General features: G+C 64.4%; 12 protein-coding genes. All 12 read right to left on the bottom strand.

All coding sequences use genetic code 11. The annotated features are described in order from the left end of the window. Nucleotides 1-10 precede the first annotated feature (10 nt). On the bottom strand, nucleotides 11-1,525 hold the full coding sequence (gene amaB, locus NKI29_RS16045) for an L-piperidine-6-carboxylate dehydrogenase (protein ID WP_352568310.1): 1,515 nt from the start codon (nucleotides 1,523-1,525) through the stop codon (nucleotides 11-13). A 183-nt stretch (nucleotides 1,526-1,708) separates the two neighbouring features. Next, nucleotides 1,709-2,983 carry an RNA polymerase sigma factor gene (locus tag NKI29_RS16040; protein ID WP_352568090.1) on the bottom strand — a complete coding sequence of 425 codons (1,275 nt, stop codon included), beginning with the start codon at nucleotides 2,981-2,983 and terminating at the stop codon, nucleotides 1,709-1,711. Beyond that, nucleotides 2,980-3,354 carry a YciI family protein gene (locus NKI29_RS16035; protein WP_292663532.1) on the bottom strand — a complete coding sequence of 125 codons (375 nt, stop codon included), beginning with the start codon at nucleotides 3,352-3,354 and terminating at the stop codon, nucleotides 2,980-2,982. The genes NKI29_RS16040 and NKI29_RS16035 overlap by 4 nt, the downstream gene beginning before the upstream one ends. Before the next feature lie 87 nt (nucleotides 3,355-3,441). After that, nucleotides 3,442-4,560, bottom strand: a complete 1,119-nt coding sequence (locus tag NKI29_RS16030) for a DNA topoisomerase IB (RefSeq protein WP_352568091.1) — start codon at nucleotides 4,558-4,560, stop codon at nucleotides 3,442-3,444. A 118-nt stretch (nucleotides 4,561-4,678) separates the two neighbouring features. Continuing rightward, entirely contained in the window at nucleotides 4,679-5,563 is an 885-nt protein-coding gene (locus NKI29_RS16025; RefSeq protein WP_352448166.1) for a transglutaminase family protein, read from the bottom strand. A gap of 7 nt (nucleotides 5,564-5,570) precedes the next feature. Then, entirely contained in the window at nucleotides 5,571-7,982 is a 2,412-nt protein-coding gene (locus NKI29_RS16020; RefSeq protein ID WP_352454108.1) for a circularly permuted type 2 ATP-grasp protein, read from the bottom strand. 6 nt (nucleotides 7,983-7,988) lie between these two features. After that, nucleotides 7,989-11,360, bottom strand: a complete 3,372-nt coding sequence (locus NKI29_RS16015; RefSeq protein WP_352568092.1) for a transglutaminase family protein — start codon at nucleotides 11,358-11,360, stop codon at nucleotides 7,989-7,991. Between the two features lie 446 nt (nucleotides 11,361-11,806). Further along, entirely contained in the window at nucleotides 11,807-12,997 is a 1,191-nt protein-coding gene (locus tag NKI29_RS16010) for an acyl-CoA dehydrogenase (RefSeq protein ID WP_352454106.1), read from the bottom strand. Between the two features lie 242 nt (nucleotides 12,998-13,239). Next, nucleotides 13,240-15,552: a Tex family protein gene (locus NKI29_RS16005; RefSeq protein WP_023675457.1), complete on the bottom strand. Its 2,313-nt coding sequence runs from the start codon at nucleotides 15,550-15,552 to the stop codon at nucleotides 13,240-13,242. A gap of 119 nt (nucleotides 15,553-15,671) precedes the next feature. Then, a complete protein-coding gene (locus NKI29_RS16000) occupies nucleotides 15,672-16,853 on the bottom strand; it encodes a serine hydrolase domain-containing protein (protein ID WP_352568093.1) in 1,182 nt (393 codons plus the stop codon). Nucleotides 16,854-16,879: 26 nt separating this feature from the next. Then, a complete protein-coding gene (locus tag NKI29_RS15995) occupies nucleotides 16,880-18,076 on the bottom strand; it encodes a serine hydrolase domain-containing protein (RefSeq protein ID WP_352568094.1) in 1,197 nt (398 codons plus the stop codon). 62 nt (nucleotides 18,077-18,138) lie between these two features. Further along, nucleotides 18,139-19,167 (bottom strand): extracellular solute-binding protein, encoded by a 1,029-nt coding sequence (locus NKI29_RS15990; protein ID WP_352568095.1) that lies wholly within the window; start codon nucleotides 19,165-19,167, stop codon nucleotides 18,139-18,141. Nucleotides 19,168-19,192: the final 25 nt, after the last annotated feature.

The following is a 19,192-nucleotide window of genomic DNA, read 5'->3' as shown; positions in this document are numbered from 1 at the left end:
GTCTGGCATTTCAATCGATGTCGAACGACACGCCCTGCGCAAGCGGCAGCGCCTTGGAATAATTCACCGTATTGGTGGCGCGCCGCATATAGGCCTTCCAGGCATCGGACCCCGACTCGCGGCCGCCGCCGGTCTCCTTCTCGCCACCGAAGGCACCGCCGATCTCGGCCCCTGACGTGCCTATATTGACGTTGGCGATGCCGCAGTCCGATCCGTCGACGCTAAGAAAGCGCTCGGATTCCTGCAGGTCGCGGGTAAAGATCGAGGATGACAGCCCCGCTCCCACCGCATTGTGTTCTTCAAGCACGGTGTCGAAGTCCGAATATTTCATCACATAGAGGATGGGCGCGAAGGTTTCCTCCGTCACCGGCGAAACCTGCCGCGGCATTTCGACCAGCGCCGGACGCACATAGTAGGCGTCGGGGTGACCGTTCTCGACCCGCATTCCGCCGGTTATCTTACCGCCATGCGAAGCCGCCTCCTCCAGCGCCTTCTGCATATTCTCGTAGGCAGCCTTGTCGATCAGAGGGCCAACCAGAGCGCTTGTCTCCAGCGGATTGCCGACCGAGACGCTCTCATAAGCCTTCTTCAGGCGCGGAACGAGCTGGTCATAGACGCTCTCATGCACGAACAGGCGCCTGAGCGTCGTGCAGCGCTGGCCGGCCGTGCCCATGGCGCCGAAGGCGATAGCGCGGAGCGCCATGTCCAGATCGGCCGTCGGGCAGACGATGCCGGCATTGTTGCCGCCGAGCTCCAGCACCGCACGGGCAAAGCGCTTCGCCAGCCGTGGGCCGACATCCCTGCCCATGCGCGTCGAGCCGGTGGCCGAGACCAGCGGCACCCTGGGATGATCGACCAGGATCTCGCCGACGGCGCGATCGCCGATCAGCACGGGCGCCAGTCCCTGCGGCGCGTCAGCACCGAAACGCTTTACCGCGCGTGCAAAAATCGCTTCGCAGGCGAGCGCCGTCAGCGGCGTCTTCTCCGACGGCTTCCACACCACCGCGTCGCCGCAGACCAGCGCAAGTGCTGCGTTCCACGACCACACCGCGACCGGGAAATTGAAGGCGGAAATGACGCCGACGACACCGAGCGGATGCCAGGTCTCCATCATGCGATGGCCGGGACGCTCGGTGGCGATGGTCAGGCCGTACAATTGCCGGGAAAGACCGACGGCGAAATCGCAGATGTCGATCATCTCCTGCACTTCGCCAAGACCTTCGGATGGGATCTTGCCGACTTCGATCGATACCAACCGGCCAAGCTCGGCCTTGTGTGTGCGCAATTCCTCGCCGAGCAGCCGTACCAGCTCGCCACGCTTGGGAGCTGGTACCTGCCGCCACGCCAGGAAAGCCTTGTGGGCATTGTCGATGGTCGTTGCCGCATCGGCCGGCGAGATGGTCTTCAGCGCGGCGATCTGCTCGCCGGTCACCGGGCTGCGCACGATAAGATCGCCGCCCGTAAGCGCGCGCTCGGCAACGCCCAGTTTCGCCAGAAGCCCGGCCGTTTCCTTCGCAATCGTCATTTTCATCCCTTTCAGATCCCGTCGCTCATATGGCGTCGGTCCAAGCCTTGCGCCATACCCGCTCCCTGCCGGTCGGCACACCAGGCGCTGTCATGGCGTGGCATTACGCGTTTCAGGGAAAAATCGCCACCCCGGCATGGTCCAAGCCGGCGTCCGACTGTTGAACCAGCCAGATAGAGCGAATCAGTGTGCCGTCTTGGCGGTTTCCCGCACGGCGCTTTCTTTCATCAGCCGGTCGATATGCATGCGGATATGCGCTGCCTCGGCGGCCGTATTGGCGAGCGCGATGGCGCGGTCGAAAGCGACACGCGCCTCCTCGCCGCGGCCAAGCTGCATCAGCAGTCCGCCCTTGAGGCCGAAGAAATGGAAATAGCCGGAAAGCCTTCCCTCCAGCGGCTCGATCATGGCGAGTGCGGCTTCCGGTCCACGCACCTTGGAGACCGCGACGGCGCGGTTGAGCGTCACCACCGGCGACGGCTGCATCTGCTCGAGCAGCCCGTAGAGCAGGTCGATCTCGTTCCAGTCCGTGTCCTCGGGCTTTTCCGCCCGCGCATGCAGTGCGGCGATCGCCGCTTGCACCTGGTAGGGACCGGGCTTGCGATGGCGCAACGCCTTGTCGACCAGCGCCAGGCCTTCATCGATCATCTTGCGGCTCCACAGGCTGCGGTCCTGGTCTTCGAGCAGCACGATCTCGCCGTTCTCGTCGAAGCGAGCCGGCGAGCGTGCATGCTGCAGCAGCAACAGCGCCGTCAGCCCCATGATCTCCGGCTCGGTCTGGAATAGCCTGAGCAGCAGCCGGGCCAGCCGGATTGCCTCTTCGCAAAGCGGCGCACGCGCCGAAGCCTCGCCGCTGTTGCTGGAATAGCCTTCGTTGAAGATCAAGTAGACCATGGCGGCGACGGCGGCGAGCCGTTCGGAGCGCTCGACCGCTCCCGGCGTCTCGAACGGCACCCCGGCGTCGGCGATACGCGCCTTGGCGCGCGTGATACGCTGCTCCATGGCGCTTTCACCGACGAGGAAGGCGCGGGCGATCTGCTTGACCGTCAGGCCGGAGACGATGCGTAACGCCACCGCGATCTGCTGTGTGGCCGGCAGGTCGGGATGGCAGCAGATAAACAGCAGCCGCAAAATATCGTCGCGGTAATGCGCCCCGTCCAGCCGCTCGGCGACGTCGCTCTCGGCATCCTCCAGATCGGAGATCTGGTCCTCCTCCGGCAGCGGCGCCTGCTTGGCCCGCTTGCGCACCGCATCGATGCCGCTGTTGCGGCCGACGAAAATCAGCCAAGCTGCCGGATCGCGCGGAGGACCGTTTTTCGGCCAGTTGTTCAGTGCCCTCAGGCAGGCGTCCTGGAATGCTTCCTCCGCCGCGTCGAGGTCGCGGAAGTAGCGCAGCAATGCCCCCATCACCTGCGGGCGAGCGGTGCTGATTGCCGTGCTGATCCAGGCGAGTTCGGTCATGCGGAAACCTTGGCGGGATTGAAGAGCGAGACCGGCCGGATTTCATAGGAGCCGCCGCTCGGGTTGACTTCGGAAAGCTCGCGCGCGAAGTCGACGGCCTCATCGAGGTCGGCGCATTCGAGCGTGTAGAAGCCGAGGAACTGTTCCTTGGTTTCGGCAAACGGGCCGTCGATGACGATCGATTCGCCCTTGACCTTCCTCAGCGTCGTCGCCGCGGTCGTCGGCAAGAGCCGCGCCACCGGGCCAAGCCGGCCTGCCTGGGCATATTTTTCCTGCACACCGATAAGCTTTTCCATGACTGCGTCGTCCTGCTCCTTGCTCCAGGAGCAGACGACGTCTTCCGAGGCATAGCAGAGGATCGCGTAGAGCATGGGTCGTCCTTTTCTCTATCAAAGGACGAAACACTAGGACCGATGCCGACATGGCGTCGACAAAAAAAATACGCCCCCGGTCTGGCGTCATTCCCTCGCCTTCAGCCATCTCAAGACCAAGGCCTCCTCGTCGTCGAGCGCGGCGATCGAGCGCTTGCCTTTGTTGGCATCCGCCATTTCGTCCAGCAGCCGTCCTTCGGACCAGGCGCGGAACACTTCCGGATGGATGTAGCATTGGCGACAAACCGCGCGCGTATTGCCGAGCCGCTCGGCAACCTTGTCGATGACATTGTTCATCACCCGCTTTTGCTGCGCCTGGCTTTCCGGACGTTCGGTTTGCGCAAACAGCGACGCCGCATGGATGGTGCCGCCCCAGGTTCTGAAGTGCTTGGAGCTGAACTCCGCTCCGGCTTTTTCCCTGATATAGCGGTTGACGTCGTCTGAGCGCACCGGACGCCTGTTACCGTCCTCGTCGAGATACTGGAACAACTTCTGCCCCGGCAGGTCCTGCGCTCCACGCACGACCTTGGCAATCCGGCGATCGACAAGCTTCAATCTCCATTCCTTGCCGGATTTGCCGATGAAAGCAAAACGCAGGCTCGAGCCCTTGATGTCGACATGGCGGTCGCGCAGCGTGGTCAGCCCAAAACTCTTGTTGTCACGGGCATAGGCGGCATTGCCGACACGGATCATCGTGTTGTCGAGCAGCCAGACGATAGCCGCAACGACGCGTTCCAGCGGCAGGCCGTGACGGCGCAAATCGACGTCGATCTGCCGCCGCAGTTCGGGCAGGCTTTCGGCGAAGGCGATCAGGCTCGAATATTTGACGCCGTCACGCTCCTCCGCCCAGTGCGGGTGATAGCGGTATTGTTTGCGGCCGCGCTGGTCCCGACCGGTCGCCTGGATGTGACCGTCGGCATCCGGCGAGATCCACACATCCGTCCAGGCCGGTGGAATGGCGAGCGCCTTGATGCGTGCCAGCGCCTCCCCGTCGACAATCCGCCCGTCGGGTCCTTTGTACGAGAACCCCTTGCCCGAACGCAGCCGGCGAATACCGGGTTCAGTGTCGGTGACATAGTTGAGCGAGGCCCGAACGGCCGAGGCTTGCGCGCCGTTCTCCAGCGCTCCGTTCTGCGGCACCCCGTTTTTTGGTGCAGCTTTCCTCACAGCCAATTGGCCAGACGACGACCCGGATTTGTCCAGCATGTCCTCTCCACGGAATTTCCGTAGATAAGCCGCTTGCCGGCTGCGGGTTCCAACGCCTCTTGATCTCTTGGTTCCAGAACAGCCTATCGACGTCGCCGTGCAACGAAGACGTGCGTCGTCACGCCTTTTCGAGCACGACCGGAATGACGTCGACCGCCTGCTCGCCGACCTGTCCACCAGTGGTTTTCAGCACGCCGACGATCGGCGCCACATCGGAGTAATCGCGGCCGTAGCCGACCGTGATATGGTCGTTGCTTGCCCGCATGCCATTGGTCGGATCGAATTCCTGCCAGCCGGCATCGCGCCCGCACCACACCTTGACCCAGGCGTGCATGGCGTCGGCGCCTTCGAGCCGCGGCTTCCCGCGCGGCGGGATGGTGCGCAGGAACCCGCTGACATAGCCCGCGGGAATACCGAGGCCGCGCAGGCCGGCGATCATGATGTGGGAAAAATCCTGGCAGACGCCGCGCTTCAGCCCGAAGGCGTCGCTGGCCCGCGTCTGCACGGTGGTCGCCTCGCCGTCATAGGTGAAATCGCGGTGAATGCGGTTGCACAGAGCCATGGCCGTGCCGACTGTCGAACTGCCGGCACTGCCTTTCGCATAGGCAGTGATTGCCGCGTCGATGCCGGCATGATCGCTGGCGGCCAGAAAGTGATGCGGCGAAGCCGGCGCCAGCGAGTGCACTGCGCCGAGTTCTTCCCTCAGCCGGCGTATGTCCGGCGATACGTCGAGCCCGGGTTCGGGCCGCGACACTGAAACACGCGCGCTCATCCTGATGTCGAGCGCATCATGCGCGTCACGAAAGGCGATCGAGGTGACACTGTTGCCGAAAAAGTCGGAAAAGTCGGAACGTTCGCTGGGCGCCGGCACAAAAGACAGTGAAGCGGCGATGACGCGCTGCACGCCAGGGATGGTCGGCGGCAGCACGCGCACTTGATGGCGGCCGCCGCCGGCCGCCGCATCATAGTCGTAACGCAGGTGAAGCCTGATGTCGTAGAGCATGCTGTCTCTACCCGAAATAGGCTTTGGCGAGGCTGTTGTAGAGCCCGCCGATTTCATTGGCGAGATCGCCGAGGGCCTTGGCCGTCATGTCCGAGGGCTCCTTGATGGCGATCGACGTGTTGAGCTGCAGGATTTCCTTGGCCGCCGGCGACATATGACCTTCAGCGCCGACAGCGGGCAGCAGCGCGATTTCGGCTTTCAGCCGTTCGAGCTGGAAAAGGATTGAGCGCGGGTTGAGCGGATCGAGCGCCAGAAGGTCGACCACCGTGCGCCGCCCCGCCTGCACCGGATATTGCCGACGGTGCGTCATGACGCTGTCGCCGATCTCCAGCATCATGTCGAGCGCGCCTTCCGGCGCCTGGGCTCCGGTCAGCCGGGCGAGCGTGCGGGCGATCTGGATGCCGCGTTCGAGCCTGCGGCCGATTTCCAGGAAACGCCAGCCGGCAAAGCGGTACATGTTCTCGTGCAGCAGGCCGGAAAACCCGGCCAGCTTGCGCAGGATGACCGTCATTGCCCTTGTCGCGTCGTCGCCCGGCGCCACTGTCGCGGCAAATTGATGGATGGTCTTCGACAGATCCTTCAATGCCAGCCAGCCATCGGGCGAGAAGCGGTCACGGATCTGCCCGGCGCTGTAAACGGCGCTGTCCAGCGTGCCGATGAGCCCCAATGGGATTGCCGTCTCGACGTCGATGCCGAACGGCGCGAGATAGTCGCTGATATCGGCGAGCAGCGGCATCTCGGGATCGGATGTCTCGGCCAGCCGCACATGGTAGGCGCGCAGGATGCGCACCGTGTCTTCCGACCGCTCGATATAGCGGCCGAGCCATGTCAGGTTCTCAGCCGCGCGGCTGGGCAGGCTGCCGGGCAAGGTTCGGGTGAAGCTGTCGTGCTCCTGCGGCAGCAGCGTCTCGCGCTCGACCGGCCTGTCGCTGACCACCCAGACATCCGCCGCCTGGCCGCCGCGCTGCATGGCGATGGCGGTCGGGTCGAGCGAGAAGCCGACACGGGCAAAGCCGCCCGGCATCACCGTCCAGCCTTCCGGCGTCCGCGCCAGATAGACGCGCAGGCTTGCCGGCCGCGGCTCCAGCCAGCCGCCGACATAGACAGGCGTGGTCGACAGCGTCACCGCTTCCTGGCCGACGAAGTCGCCGCCGTCCCGTTCGATCCTGGCGACGAGTTCGGCCCGTTCCTCGACCGACAGCGCTGACCCGAGCTTGGTCGAGCCGTCGTCCTCGAAGGCAAGCCGCGTCGACAGCGCCGGGCCGATCACCATGCTATCGATATTGGCGAGCACATGCTCACGCTCCGTCTCCTGCCCGCACCACCATGTCGCGACCGTCGGCAGCAGCAGTTCCTCATTGCGCAGGGCGCGCGAAATCTTCGGCAGGAAGGCGAGCAGCGCGCGCGTCTCCATCAGGCCGGAACCCAGTGCATTGACGGCCGAAACCGCCCCTTGCCGGACCGCTTCGACCAGCCCCGGCGTGCCGATCTGCGAGTCCGGCCGCAATTCAAGCGGATCGGCGAAGGCGGCGTCGAGCCGCCGCCACAAGACGCTCACCGGCATCAGCCCCGAAACCGTGCGCACCATCAGCCTGCCGCCCGAGACGGTCAGGTCCTCGCCCTCGAGCAGCATGATGCCGAGATAGCGGGCGATATAGGCATGTTCGTAATAGGTTTCGTTCAGCGGTCCCGGCGTCAGGATGGCGACACGGCCGCCGGCTTGCTTGGCCATGCCGATCAGCGCGTCGCGGAAGCGACGGAAGAAGCCGGCCAGGCGGTGCACATGCATCTCGCCGTAGATGTCGGACAGCGCCCTCGTAGTGGCGACGCGGTTCTCCAGCGCGAAGCCGGCGCCCGACGGCGCCTGTGTGCGGTCGCCAAGCACCCACCAGCGGCCGTCCGGGCCACGACCGAGCTCGAAGGCGCAGAAATGCAGGAAATGGCCGCTGGCCGGCCTGGTGCCGACGACCGGCCGCAAATATTCGGGGCTGGCCGCGATCAATCCGGCCGGTAGAATGCCTTTCTCGACCAGCCGGTTCGGACCGTAAATGTCGGCGATGGTCTCCTCGAACAGATCGGCGCGCTGGACCAGGCCGGCGCTGATACCAGCCCATTCCTGCTCCTCGATCAGCAGCGGCACATGCGCCAGCGGCCATTCCCGCTCGTTGGCGCCGGCCTTGTCGTAGACGCGGTAATAGACGCCGGCATCGCGCAGGTACTGGTCGGCGCGGGCGAAGCGCTGGGCAAGCTTTTCCGGACCCAGGTCCTCCAGCGCCTCGATGAAGTGCCGCCACGCCGGCCGCGGATTGCCCGACGCATCGACCATCTCGTCGACGACGCCTTCGATCGGCTGATAGTGCTCCAGCAGACTGTGGGTTTGCGGCTTGCTGCGCAGCCTTTTGTGATTCCCCTTCGCCATGGCTGATCAGAGTCTTTGCGGCCGCCGAAGGTCAAGGGTCATCGGGAAATCTTCAGAGGCTTCTTCGTTGCGCAGCACATAGCTGGACGGCGTATGGCCACGTGGTTCGAAGCGGGCGAGCCGCCGCGCCTCCGCTTCGTTGCCGTTGACCGGGAAGGTGTCGTAGCTGCGCCCGCCGGGATGTGCCACATGGTAGACGCAGCCGCCGACCGCGCGGCCCGACCAGCGGTCATAGATGTCGAAGACCAGCGGGGTGTTGACCGGTAGCGCCGGATGCAGGCCCGACGCCGGCTGCCAGGCCTTGAAGCGCACGCCGGCCACTGCGATCTCGCGGTTGTCGGTCACCTTCATCGGCACTACGCGGCCGTTGCAGACGACGGCGTGACGCTCCGGGTTGAGCCCATCGGTCTTCACCTGCAGCCTTTCGACGGAGGAATCGACAAAGCGTACGGTGCCGCCGATCGCGCCTTGCTCGCCCATCACGTGCCACGGCTCGAGCGCCTGCCTGAGCTCCAGCTTGACGCCGGCATGCTGGACCTCGCCGCAGAACGGGAAGCGGAATTCGAGCTGGGCGTCGAACCATTCCGGACGGAACGCAAAGCCGTTCAGCTTGAGGTCGTCCAGCACGTCGAGAAAATCCCCCCAGACATAATGCGGCAGCATGAAACGGTCGTGCAGCGAGGTGCCCCAGCGCACGAAGCGGCCGTCGAGCGGGTTCTTCCAGGCCCGGGCGATGATGGCGCGCACCAGCAATTGCTGCGCCAGGCTCATGCGCGCGTTGGGCGGCATCTCGAAGCCGCGGAATTCGACCAGCCCGAGCCGGCCGGTCGGCCCGTCCGGCGAAAACAATTTGTCGATGCAGATTTCCGAGCGATGCGTATTGCCCGTCACGTCGGTCAGAAGGTTGCGGAACAGCCGGTCGACCAGCCACGGCAGGGGTGCCGCGCCCTTGTCCGGATGTGGCACCTGCGCCATCGCGATTTCGAGTTCGTAGAGCGAATCGTGGCGTGCCTCGTCGAAGCGCGGCGCCTGGCTGGTCGGGCCGATGAACAGGCCGGAGAAAAGGTAGGACAGCGACGGATGTCGCTGCCATTGCAGCACCAGGCTCTTCAACAGGTCGGGGCGGCGCAGGAACGGACTGTCATTGGGCGTGGCGCCGCCGACGACGACGTGGTTGCCGCCGCCGGTGCCGGTGTGGCGGCCGTCGATCATGAACTTGTCGGCGCCAAGCCGCGTCTGCCGCGCCTCTTCGTAGATCGCCGTGGTCGTCGCCACGCAATCCTGCCAATTCGCGGCGGGGTGGATATTGACCTCGATGACGCCGGGATCGGGTGCGACACGGATGACATTGAGGCGCGGATCGTGCGGCGGGCCGTAGCCCTCGATGTGCACCGGCAGGCCGATCGCCCTTGCCGCCTTCTCCGCCGCCGCCACCAGTTCGAGATAGTCCTCCAGCGCCTCGACCGGCGGCATGAACACACAAAGCCGTCCGTCGCGCGGCTCGACCGAAAGGGCCGTGCGCACGGCGCCGCCGATCTCGGTAATCTCCTGTTCAACGCGGTCCTGCTGGCCAGTAACGGCCGTAAAGGAGACCGCCTGCTGGCGTCGCGCCATCTCGTCGGCGCCCTCCAGTTCGGCCGCAGCGGGCGACGAAGCAGAACCGGGCAAGATCGCCTCACGCGCCGGCAGTGGTCCGCGCGGCAGCGATGGATCGACCGGGACTATGTAGGGGAACTGCGCCGGCGGCACATAGGGCAGCGTGCCGAGCGGCAGGCGGTAGCCGACCGGCGAATCGCCGGGCACCAGGAACAGCCTGCCGCGCCGCGTCTTCCATTTCTCCGAGCGCCAGCGCGGTCCGGAAGCCTGGCTGTTCCAGCGCTGGACGGGCAGCACATAGCCCGACGGCTTGGTCAGCCCGCGTTCGAACACCCGCGCCATGCGGCTGCGCTCCTCCGGATCCTCCAGCTTCGAATTGGAAGGATCGACGTTGTCAGGCAGCTTGCCTTCCTTGAGCAGCCACTCGGCCGGATCCTCATAGGCTTCGCTGACCATGGTCTTGTCGATGCCGAGTTCGTCGGCGATCGCCGTCAGCAGGCCTTCGGCCTGCTTCGGTCCGACATCCGCCTCGCTCTTTTCATGCGCGATCAGCGACGGGTCGCTCCACACCGGCTCGCCGTCGGTGCGCCAGTAGAGCGAGAAGGTCCAGCGCGGCAGGCTTTCGCCGGGGTACCATTTGCCTTGCCCGTAATGCAGGAAGCCGCCCGGCGCGAAGCGTTCGCGCAGCCGGCGGATCAGCGCGTCGGCCTTTTCGCGTTTGGTCGGCCCGACGGCGGCGGTGTTCCACTCTGCAGCCTCGAAATCGTCGATCGAGACGAAGGTCGGCTCGCCGCCCATGGTCAGCCGCACGTCGCCGGCCTGGAGCGCAGCATCGACCTGGACCCCCAGCGCGTCCAGCGCCTGCCAGCTCTCGTCGGAGAACGGCTTGGTGATGCGCGGATGCTCGGCGATGCGGTCTACCCGCATGTCGAAGCCGAATTCGACATTGGCGAAGCTCGCCATGCCGGAGATCGGCGCGGCATTGCGGAAATGCGGCGTTGCCGCGAGCGGCACATGGCTTTCGCCGGTGAGCAGGCCGGAGGTCGGGTCGAAGCCGATCCAGCCGGCGCCCGGCAGATACACCTCGCACCAGGCATGGAGGTCGGTGAAATCGGTCGCCGTGCCGGGCGGCCCGTCGAGCGCAACGAGGTCGGGTTTGAGCTGGATCAGGTAGCCGGAGACGAAACGCGCGGCGATGCCGAGGTTCCTCAGTATCTGCACCAGGAGCCAGCTGGAATCGCGGCACGACCCCTTGCCGGCGGCCAGCGTTTCCTCGGGCGAGAAGACGCCGGTTTCCATGCGCACGATATAGGCGATCTCGCGCTGCAGCCGCGCATTGAGGTCGACGACAAAATTGACGGTGTTGGTCGGGTGGCGCGCGAGGGTTTTCAGGAATGCCTCCAACAGCGGCCCCGCCGGTTCCGGCGTTCGGTAGATGGTCAGATCGTCCCGGATCTCTTCGGGGTATTCGAACGGAAACGTCTCGGCCGACGGTTCGACGAAGAAATCGAACGGATTGTAGACCGTCATGTCGGCAACGAGATCGACCTCGATCTTCAACTCCGTCACCGGCTCGGGAAAGACGAAACGGGCAAGGAAATTGCCGTAGGGGTCCTGCTGCAAATTGACGAAGTGGTTTGCCGGCCCGACCTTCAGCGAATGGCTGAGCACTTTGGTGCGGGAATGCGGCGCAGGCTGCAACCTTATGACTTGCGGGCCCAAGACGACCGGCCGGTCGTATTTGTAGTGGGTCAGGTGATAGACGGCTGCCAGAATTGCCATGGTGCCCCTGAAGTCGGCGTTTCAAAAGGAGTTCGCTGAACCCTGACACGAATGCTGACCATTCTCCAAGCAGAGATGTTGCGCTGCACCTAAATTAAGCAGCTTTCACAGCTTCACGAAACGGAGCGCCGACCTGGGATTCCGTGGCGTGGCGGCAAGACGTTGCAACGGTGCAGAGCCGAAGGCCGGCGGGTCAGCACCGGGCGCTTCCCGCCGACATTGATGTCAGCAGCACGCGCGATGCTTGGTCGAAAAGAGCTGAAAAGAAAAACCCGCCTCGGTGAGCGGGTCGTCGGTGCGAATTAGCACCATAGCGAAATTAGTAGCATAGCTGCCGGCACAAAGCAAGAACAAAATGTGGCGCCGTTGGCGAAAATTGCCGATCTCCCGCCTTGCGAGGGGAGATGCCAAGCAGTGGCGCTGGAAGCGGAGGACACCTGCCAATGCTAAAAGAACGCCTGCAACCCGGTCTGCGCCCGCCCGAGGATCAGCGCATGCACGTCATGCGTGCCCTCATAGGTGTTGACGGTTTCCAGGTTCTGGGCGTGGCGCATGACGTGGTAGCCTATCTGGATGCCATTGCCGCCATGCATGTCGCGGGCCTGGCGGGCGATGTCGAGCGCCTTGCCGCAATTGTTGCGCTTGACGAGCGAGATCATCTCCGGCGCCATCTTGCCTTCATCCATCAGCCGCCCGACGCGCAGGCTGCCCTGCAGGCCGAGCGCGATCTCGGTCTGCATGTCGGCGAGCTTCTTCTGGAAAAGCTGCGTGCCGGCCAGCGGCTTGCCGAACTGCTTACGGTCGAGGCCATACTGGCGGGCGCGGTGCCAGCAATCCTCAGCCGCGCCCATGGCGCCCCAGGAAATTCCGTAGCGCGCCCGGTTGAGGCAGCCGAACGGTCCCTTGAGACCCGAGACGTTGGGCAGCAGCGCGTCCTCGCCGACCTCGACGCCCTCCATCACCACTTCGCCGGTGATCGAGGCTCGCAGCGACAGCTTGCCGCCGATCTTCGGCGCCGACAGCCCGTTCATGCCCTTTTCCAGGACAAAGCCGCGAATCTCGTTGTCATGCGCGGCCGATTTTGCCCAGACGACGAACACGTCGGCGATCGGCGCGTTGGAAATCCACATCTTCGAGCCGGAGATCCTGTAGCCGCTCGCGGTCTTCTCGGCCCGCGTCTTCATGCCGCCCGGGTCGGAACCGGCGTCAGGTTCGGTCAGGCCAAAGCAGCCGATCCATTCGCCCGACGCCAGCTTCGGCAGGTATTTCTTGCGCTGTTCTTCCGAGCCATAGGCGTGGATCGGATACATTACCAGCGACGACTGCACGCTCATCATCGAGCGATAGCCCGAGTCGATCCGCTCCACTTCCCGCGCGACCAGCCCGTAGGTGACGTAGTTGGCGCCGAGCCCGCCATATTCTTCCGGGATGGTGATGCCGAGCAGACCGGCCTCGCCCATTTCGCGAAAGATCCCGGCGTCGGTCTTCTCCTCGAGATAGGCTTCCTCGATCTTCGGAGCGAGCTTGTCGGCGGCAAACGCCGCGGCGCCATCGCGCACCATGCGCTCGTCCTCCGAAAGCTGGTCCTCGATCAGGAAAGGATCATCCCAGACGAATGCGTTCTTGTCGGCGGCCATGGCTCTCGGTCTCCCAAACTCATGCATGTCGCCCAAAGCTTGCCCGCGGGCCTGACCCGAGGGTGTTCGGCAGCTTGGAGATAACGACATGCATCGAAACAGAAATCTTGAAACGCGCGGCTTATCGGCTCCCGTCCTGAAAAAATCAAACGAAATAGCTTCGCCGATCCATGAGCATTGGTGATGGATGATCAATGTCGAGCGCCGCCGTCTGACCTGGCGGCGCAGCCCGGCTCGCGAAATTACTTCCGCTTCAACGCATCGGCCAAAGCGGCGCCGAACGCGCCCTGCTGCACCGGCCGCTCCGGCTGGCGTTGGGGCGCGGGCGCGCGCGGCACCGGCCTGCTGCCATTGTCGCGCGGCTTCGGTGCGCCAGCGTCGCCATCCTTGCGCATCGACAGACCGATGCGCTTGCGCTTGATATCGACGTCGACGACACGCACCTTGACCACGTCGCCGGCCTTGACCACCTCATGCGCGTCCTTGACGAAACGGTCGGCTAGTTGCGAGACGTGCACCAGTCCGTCCTGGTGCACGCCGATATCGACGAAGGCGCCGAAGGCGGCGACATTGGTGACAGTGCCTTCAAGCTGCATGCCGGGCTTCAGATCTTTGATGTCGTCGATGCCATCGGCAAAAGTCGCGGTCTTGAAGCCGGGGCGCGGGTCGCGGCCGGGCTTTTCCAGCTCCGCCAGGATGTCGCGCACCGTCGGCAGGCCGAAGCGCTCATCGACGAAGACGCGCGGATCGAGCGCCTTGAGTGCGGCGCTGTCGCCCATCAGCGAGCGGACGTCGCGCCCGCAGGCCGCAACAATCTTCTTGGCCACGCCATAGGCTTCCGGATGCACCGCTGACGCATCGAGCGGTTCGCTGCCGTTTGGAATGCGCAGGAAGCCGGCGCATTGCTCGAACGCGCGGGGTCCAAGGCGGGAGACCTTCAACAGTTCGCGACGGCTGGCGAACGGGCCGGAGGCATCGCGATGCGCAACGATCGCCTCGGCCAGCGATGCGCCGAGACCCGAAACCCGCCCCAGAAGCGGCGCTGAGGCCGTGTTGAGATCGACGCCGACGGCGTTGACCGCATCCTCGACCACCGCTTCCAGCGAGCGGCCGAGGCGGTACTGATCGACGTCGTGCTGGTACTGGCCGACGCCGATCGACTTCGGCTCGATCTTGACCAGTTCGGCGAGCGGATCCTGCAGGCGCCGCGCGATCGACACTGCCCCGCGCAGCGACACGTCAAGGCCGGGAAATTCCGCCGCCGCCGTTGCCGAGGCGGAATAGACCGAGGCGCCGGCTTCACTGACGATCACCTTGAGCGGCTTCGGCCCGGACCCGGCAGGCATGTCAGCCAGCATGTCGGCCACCAGCCTTTCGGTCTCGCGGCTGCCGGTGCCGTTGCCGATCGAAATCAGCTCGACCTTGTGCAGCCGGATGAGCTTGGCCAGTTCGGCCTGCGTGCCGCGGACATCGTTCTTCGGCGGGAACGGATAGACCGTTGTCGTCGCCAGCAGCTTGCCGGTGCCGTCCACCACCGCCACCTTGACGCCGGTGCGAATGCCCGGATCGAGCCCCATCGTCGGCCGCGAGCCGGCAGGCGCGGCAAGCAGCAAATCCTTGAGATTGCGGGCGAAGACATGGATGGCTTCTTCTTCGGCCCGCTCGCGCAGATCGCGCATCAGATCGAGCGTCAGGTGCAGCGACAGCTTTATGCGCCAGGTCCAGCCGGCGACCTCCATCAGCCAGCGGTCTCCCGGCAACTGGCGGCCGATGGCGTAGGCGTCGGCGATCATCCGCTCAACCGGTTTCACCGGAGAGGCGTCATCGGCATCGACTTCGACGTCGAGCGACAGAACCTCCTCGTTGCGGCCGCGCAGCATGGCCAGCGCGCGATGGCTCGGCACGTTGGCCCAGCGCTCGACATGGTCGAAATAGTCGGAGAATTTCGCGCCCGCCTCCTGCTTGCCGTCGACGACGCGCGACCGCAGGAAGGCGCGTTCCTTCATGTAGGTCCGCAATCTGCCGACCAGATCGGCATTCTCGGCGAACTGTTCGGACAGGATGTCGCGCGCACCCTCGAGCGCCGCCTTGGTATCGACCACGTCTTCGCTGATGTAGGCCAGCGCCAGCTCGGCGGGTACAGCCGTACGGTCGGCGAGAATAGCTTCCGCCAGAGGCCCGAGCCCGCGCTCGCGTGCGATCTCGGCCTTGGTCCGGCGCTTCGGCTTGTAAGGCAGATAGATGTCTTCGAGTTCGGCCTTGGTGCCGGCCGCAGCGATCTTTGCCTCGAGCTCGTCGGTCAGCTTGCCCTGCTCGCGGATCGAACCAAGGATGGTGTCGCGGCGCGCGTCGAGTTCGCGCAGGTAGGCCAGCCGCTCGGCAAGGTCGCGCAGCTGCGTGTCGTCGAGGCCGCCGGTGACCTCCTTGCGGTAGCGCGCCACGAACGGCACGGTCGCGCCGTCGTCGAGCAAGCCGATCGCCGCCGCAGCCTGTTCGGGCCGCGCGCCGATTTCGGCGGCTATGATGGTTGCGATGCGCTTGATGTCGGCTGCCATGTCGTACCTGTCGCTAGTCGAAACGAGCAGCGACCATAGGCGCAGAGCACTGCCGCGCCAACTGCGCCATTTTCAACCCGGCGAGAGGTCCACAGGAAAGGTCGGGCTGTCTGGATGGATCAGACCATCCGGCTCAGCGCCTCGAAGAAAGATATCATATCCAAATCGAGCGGATCGTCGACCGGTACCGGCTGCGACGACATCTTTGCGATTACCATTTCGGCCTTCGGATTGACGTAAAGCCACTGGCCGTGGATGCCGATGCCGCAGACGGCGCCGCTTGCCGCGCCCGTCTGGTACCATTTGTTGCGGTAGCGGCCACGCGGAAACAGGAACGCCATCGTGCCGCGCCGCCAGGCCTCGGCGTCACCGCCGGTTTCGGTCGTGTCGCGCACCCAGGCTTCCGGCACGACGCGGCGGCCATTGGCTGCGCCGCCTTGCCGCATCATCTCGCCGACGCGTGCAAGGTCGCGCGGCGTCACCGAAATGCCGCCGGCGGTGCGCGCCGTTCCTTCCGTGTCGACTGTCACCGAGGCATCGCCGACGGCGCCGAGCGGCTCCCATAATTTTTCGCGCATCAGATCGGCGAAACGCCGGCCAGACGCACGTTCGAGCAGGATGCCGAGCAGGTCGGAATTGGGCGAACGGTAGCGGAACGTCCGGCCATGCGGCTCGGCCAGACCCTGCAGCGTCATGAGGAAAGTGGCCAGGCTCTCGGTGCCCCCGCCCGGATTCCACAGCATGGCGCGGCGATAGCGGGCGAAGGCGCTTTCCGGATCGAGATAGGCCTCTTCGAAATCGAGGCTGACACTCATGTCGAGCACGTGCCGCACACGCGCATCGCCATAGGCCGAGCCGGCGGCTTCGGGCAGATAGCGGCTTACCGGTGCCTGCGGATCGAAAATCCCCTCGCCTTCCAATATGCCGGCAACAATGGCGGTCAGCGACTTGCTGATCGAAAAGACGAGGTGGCGCGCCCCAAACTCCATATGCGGCGCGGACCAGTCGCCGACGAATTTGCCGCGTTTCATGATCGTCAGCGCGTCGGTATCGGAGCGCCTGAGAAACGCCGCGACCGTCTCCGCCCCGCCTGCAAGAGCGACCTTTTCACCAAGTAACCCGCCGAAATCCTGGGCCGGCGCTTCGCTGCTGCCCGGCTTTGCCGCCACGGCAGCGCTCGGCACCAACTCGCCGACATTCTGGAACGACCACCGGCTGAACGGGCTTTCGCGCCAGTTGCCGAGCAGCACTTGCTTGCGGGCAAAGCCGTATCTGGTTTCGAACGCGGTCTTGCCGGTCATGGTGATCCTGCGGATTTCTTTGAGGTTCAGGCGAGCGCCGCGGCAATGGCATGCACGGCCTTCAGCGTCCCCACCGAATAGCCGATGTTGGTGAAATCCGGATAGCTCGAAAGCTTCACCACGACCATTTTCGTATCCCAGTCGATATGGATCAGCTGCCCGAACACGCCCCGGCACATCAGCGCGCGCGAGCGCGGGTCCTCGATCCAGAACTGGTTGCGGTAGCTGCCTTCCGGCAGGCTGGGACTGAAATCCGGCCCATGCCTGCCATTGCGTGTCGTCTCGATCCAGTCGGCCGGCACGATTTCGCCGCCATTGTCGAGGATCAGCTGGCCGAAGCGGCCATAGTCGCGCAGCGTGGCGTTGAAGCCACCGTCGGCGATGGCGTAGCCGGCGCTGTCGACGGTGAAGCAGGCGCTTTCATCCGCACCGAGCTTTTGCCAGAGTTCGTCCGAAACCAGCTGCGCCAGCCGTTTGCCGCTCACCCGTTCCATGATGAAGGCAAGCACGTCGGTCTCGATCGAGCGGTATTCGAAGGCGGCGCCGTGTGGCCGGATTTTCTCCTTGAGCCCCAGGATCAGTTCGAACATATGCGATGGCCAGCGGAAGGCCGGATCGCTGTCCGGTGGCACCGGCTTCCAGCCGGTGGCGACATCGACCTGGCCGATGTCGGAATAGGGGTCGGTGTATTCCTCGGAAAAGCGCACCCCGCTCGTCATGTCGAGCACATGCTGCACGCTGGCGCCTGCCCAGCCGGTCGCTTCCAGCTCCGGCAGATAGGTCGTCACCGGCAAAGCCGGATCGATCAGCCCGCGCCCGACCAGTATGCCGAACACCGAGGCGGTGACCGACTTCGCCATCGACTGCGAAAGATGCAGCGTGCGCTCGGTCATGCCGTTGAAGTAGCGCTCATAGGCGACCTTGCCGTCCTTGAGCACGAGAAACCCGTCGGTATAGGTCTCATCGAGCAGTCCGGCGAGTGTCGTCGGCTGACCCATGCTGTCGTTCACCGGCAGCGCGTCGAGATCGACCTCGGCGCGCTCGAAGCGATGCCGATGGCCATTGCCGCGCCAGACTTCGACGGTCGGCAGAAATTCGCGGATGTGCTGAAACGCCCAGCGGTTCCATGGCGGCCGGTCCCAGTCGAGCTTCGGCGGCACCATCCGCGGCGGCGAACCCTGCATGATCGGCGGCGCCGGTTCGCTGTTGCGATAAGATTTCATCCAATCCCCTTGTCGCAAAGAAGGGAGGCCGAAGCCTCCCTTCGATCGATCCCACGTCGAGCCTATTTGCGCAGATTGGTCCAGATCTTGTTGTAGATCTCGACCACTTCCGGTGGGCAAGGTGGCACGAATTCCGCAGTCGGCGCACCGGCCGGCGGATTGATTTCCGGCGCGCTGGCGAAGTCCGGCGGCAGGAATTTGTGGCTCCCGGTAATGCCGTTGTCGTAACCGGCGAATTCCGAAATCAGCGCGGCGTTTTCCGGAGCCATGACAAAGTCCTGGAACAGCTTGGCGTTTTCGAGGTTCTTGGCGCCCTTCAGCACGGCCACATTATCCATCCAGCCTTCGATGCCCTCCTTGGGATAGGCGTATTTGATCGCCGGGATTTTCTGGCGCGCACGATAGGTTGCGCCGTTCCACGCCTCCGTGACGATCACATCGCCCGAGGTGATCTTGGTGATGGTGTCGTAGCTGAAGGTCTTCCATGACGGCTTGGCGGCCATGAGAATGTCGTTGACCTTCTTCAGATTGGCCTTGTCGGCGCCGCAACGCGGCACACCGGCATAGCGCTCGGCCGCGTGCATCACGGTGTTGACATCGTCGAGCATGTTGATCTGGCCTTTCAACTCGTCCGGCGGGTCGAACAGGATTGCCAGCGTGTCGATGTCGCCCTTGTATTTGTCGGTGTTGACTTCGAACGCGGTGGTGCCGAACTGCCACGGCACGGTGTAGTGACGGCCTTTGTCCCAGTAGATGTCGACGAAGCGCGGGTCGAGGTTCTTGCCGTTCGGCATCGCATTGGGCTCGGTCTTTTCGAGCAGGCCCTCATCGATCATGATCTTCACGGTGTAGTCGGATGGGACGACGATGTCGTAGCCGGAATTGCCGGCGCGCACCTTCGACAGCATGGTCTCGTTGGAATCGTAGTCGTCCAGCGTCACCTTGACGTTGTATTGTTTTTCGAATTTCTCGATCAGCTTGGGGTTGGTGTAATCACCCCAATTGTAGATGTGCAGCTCACCATCGGCGAGTGCAGGTACTGCCCATAAAAGTGCTGCCGTCGAAACGGCAGCCATCAGTTTCCTAGACATCACAGTCTCCTTTGCCTTCCCATTG

The organism is Mesorhizobium sp. M0678 (assembly GCF_040320505.1).
Lineage (GTDB): Bacteria > Pseudomonadota > Alphaproteobacteria > Rhizobiales > Rhizobiaceae > Mesorhizobium.
The sequence above is the reverse complement of the archived record's forward strand: the minus strand, read 5'-3'. Positions and strand labels throughout refer to the sequence as shown.

Excerpts from the sequence above, each read along its gene's own strand:
- amaB (WP_352568310.1), bottom strand. The coding sequence starts at position 1,525 with ATGACGATTGCGAAGGAAACGGCCGGGCTTCTGGCGAAACTGGGCGTT.
- NKI29_RS16040 (WP_352568090.1), bottom strand. The coding sequence starts at position 2,983 with ATGACCGAACTCGCCTGGATCAGCACGGCAATCAGCACCGCTCGCCCG.
- NKI29_RS16015 (WP_352568092.1), bottom strand. The coding sequence starts at position 11,360 with ATGGCAATTCTGGCAGCCGTCTATCACCTGACCCACTACAAATACGAC.
- NKI29_RS16025 (WP_352448166.1), bottom strand. The coding sequence starts at position 5,563 with ATGCTCTACGACATCAGGCTTCACCTGCGTTACGACTATGATGCGGCG.
- NKI29_RS16035 (WP_292663532.1), bottom strand. The coding sequence starts at position 3,354 with ATGCTCTACGCGATCCTCTGCTATGCCTCGGAAGACGTCGTCTGCTCC.
- NKI29_RS16005 (WP_023675457.1), bottom strand. The coding sequence starts at position 15,552 with ATGGCAGCCGACATCAAGCGCATCGCAACCATCATAGCCGCCGAAATC.
- NKI29_RS16020 (WP_352454108.1), bottom strand. The coding sequence starts at position 7,982 with ATGGCGAAGGGGAATCACAAAAGGCTGCGCAGCAAGCCGCAAACCCAC.
- NKI29_RS16030 (WP_352568091.1), bottom strand. The coding sequence starts at position 4,560 with ATGCTGGACAAATCCGGGTCGTCGTCTGGCCAATTGGCTGTGAGGAAA.
- NKI29_RS16000 (WP_352568093.1), bottom strand. The coding sequence starts at position 16,853 with ATGACCGGCAAGACCGCGTTCGAAACCAGATACGGCTTTGCCCGCAAG.
- NKI29_RS15995 (WP_352568094.1), bottom strand. The coding sequence starts at position 18,076 with ATGAAATCTTATCGCAACAGCGAACCGGCGCCGCCGATCATGCAGGGT.
- NKI29_RS16010 (WP_352454106.1), bottom strand. The coding sequence starts at position 12,997 with ATGGCCGCCGACAAGAACGCATTCGTCTGGGATGATCCTTTCCTGATC.
- NKI29_RS15990 (WP_352568095.1), bottom strand. The coding sequence starts at position 19,167 with ATGTCTAGGAAACTGATGGCTGCCGTTTCGACGGCAGCACTTTTATGG.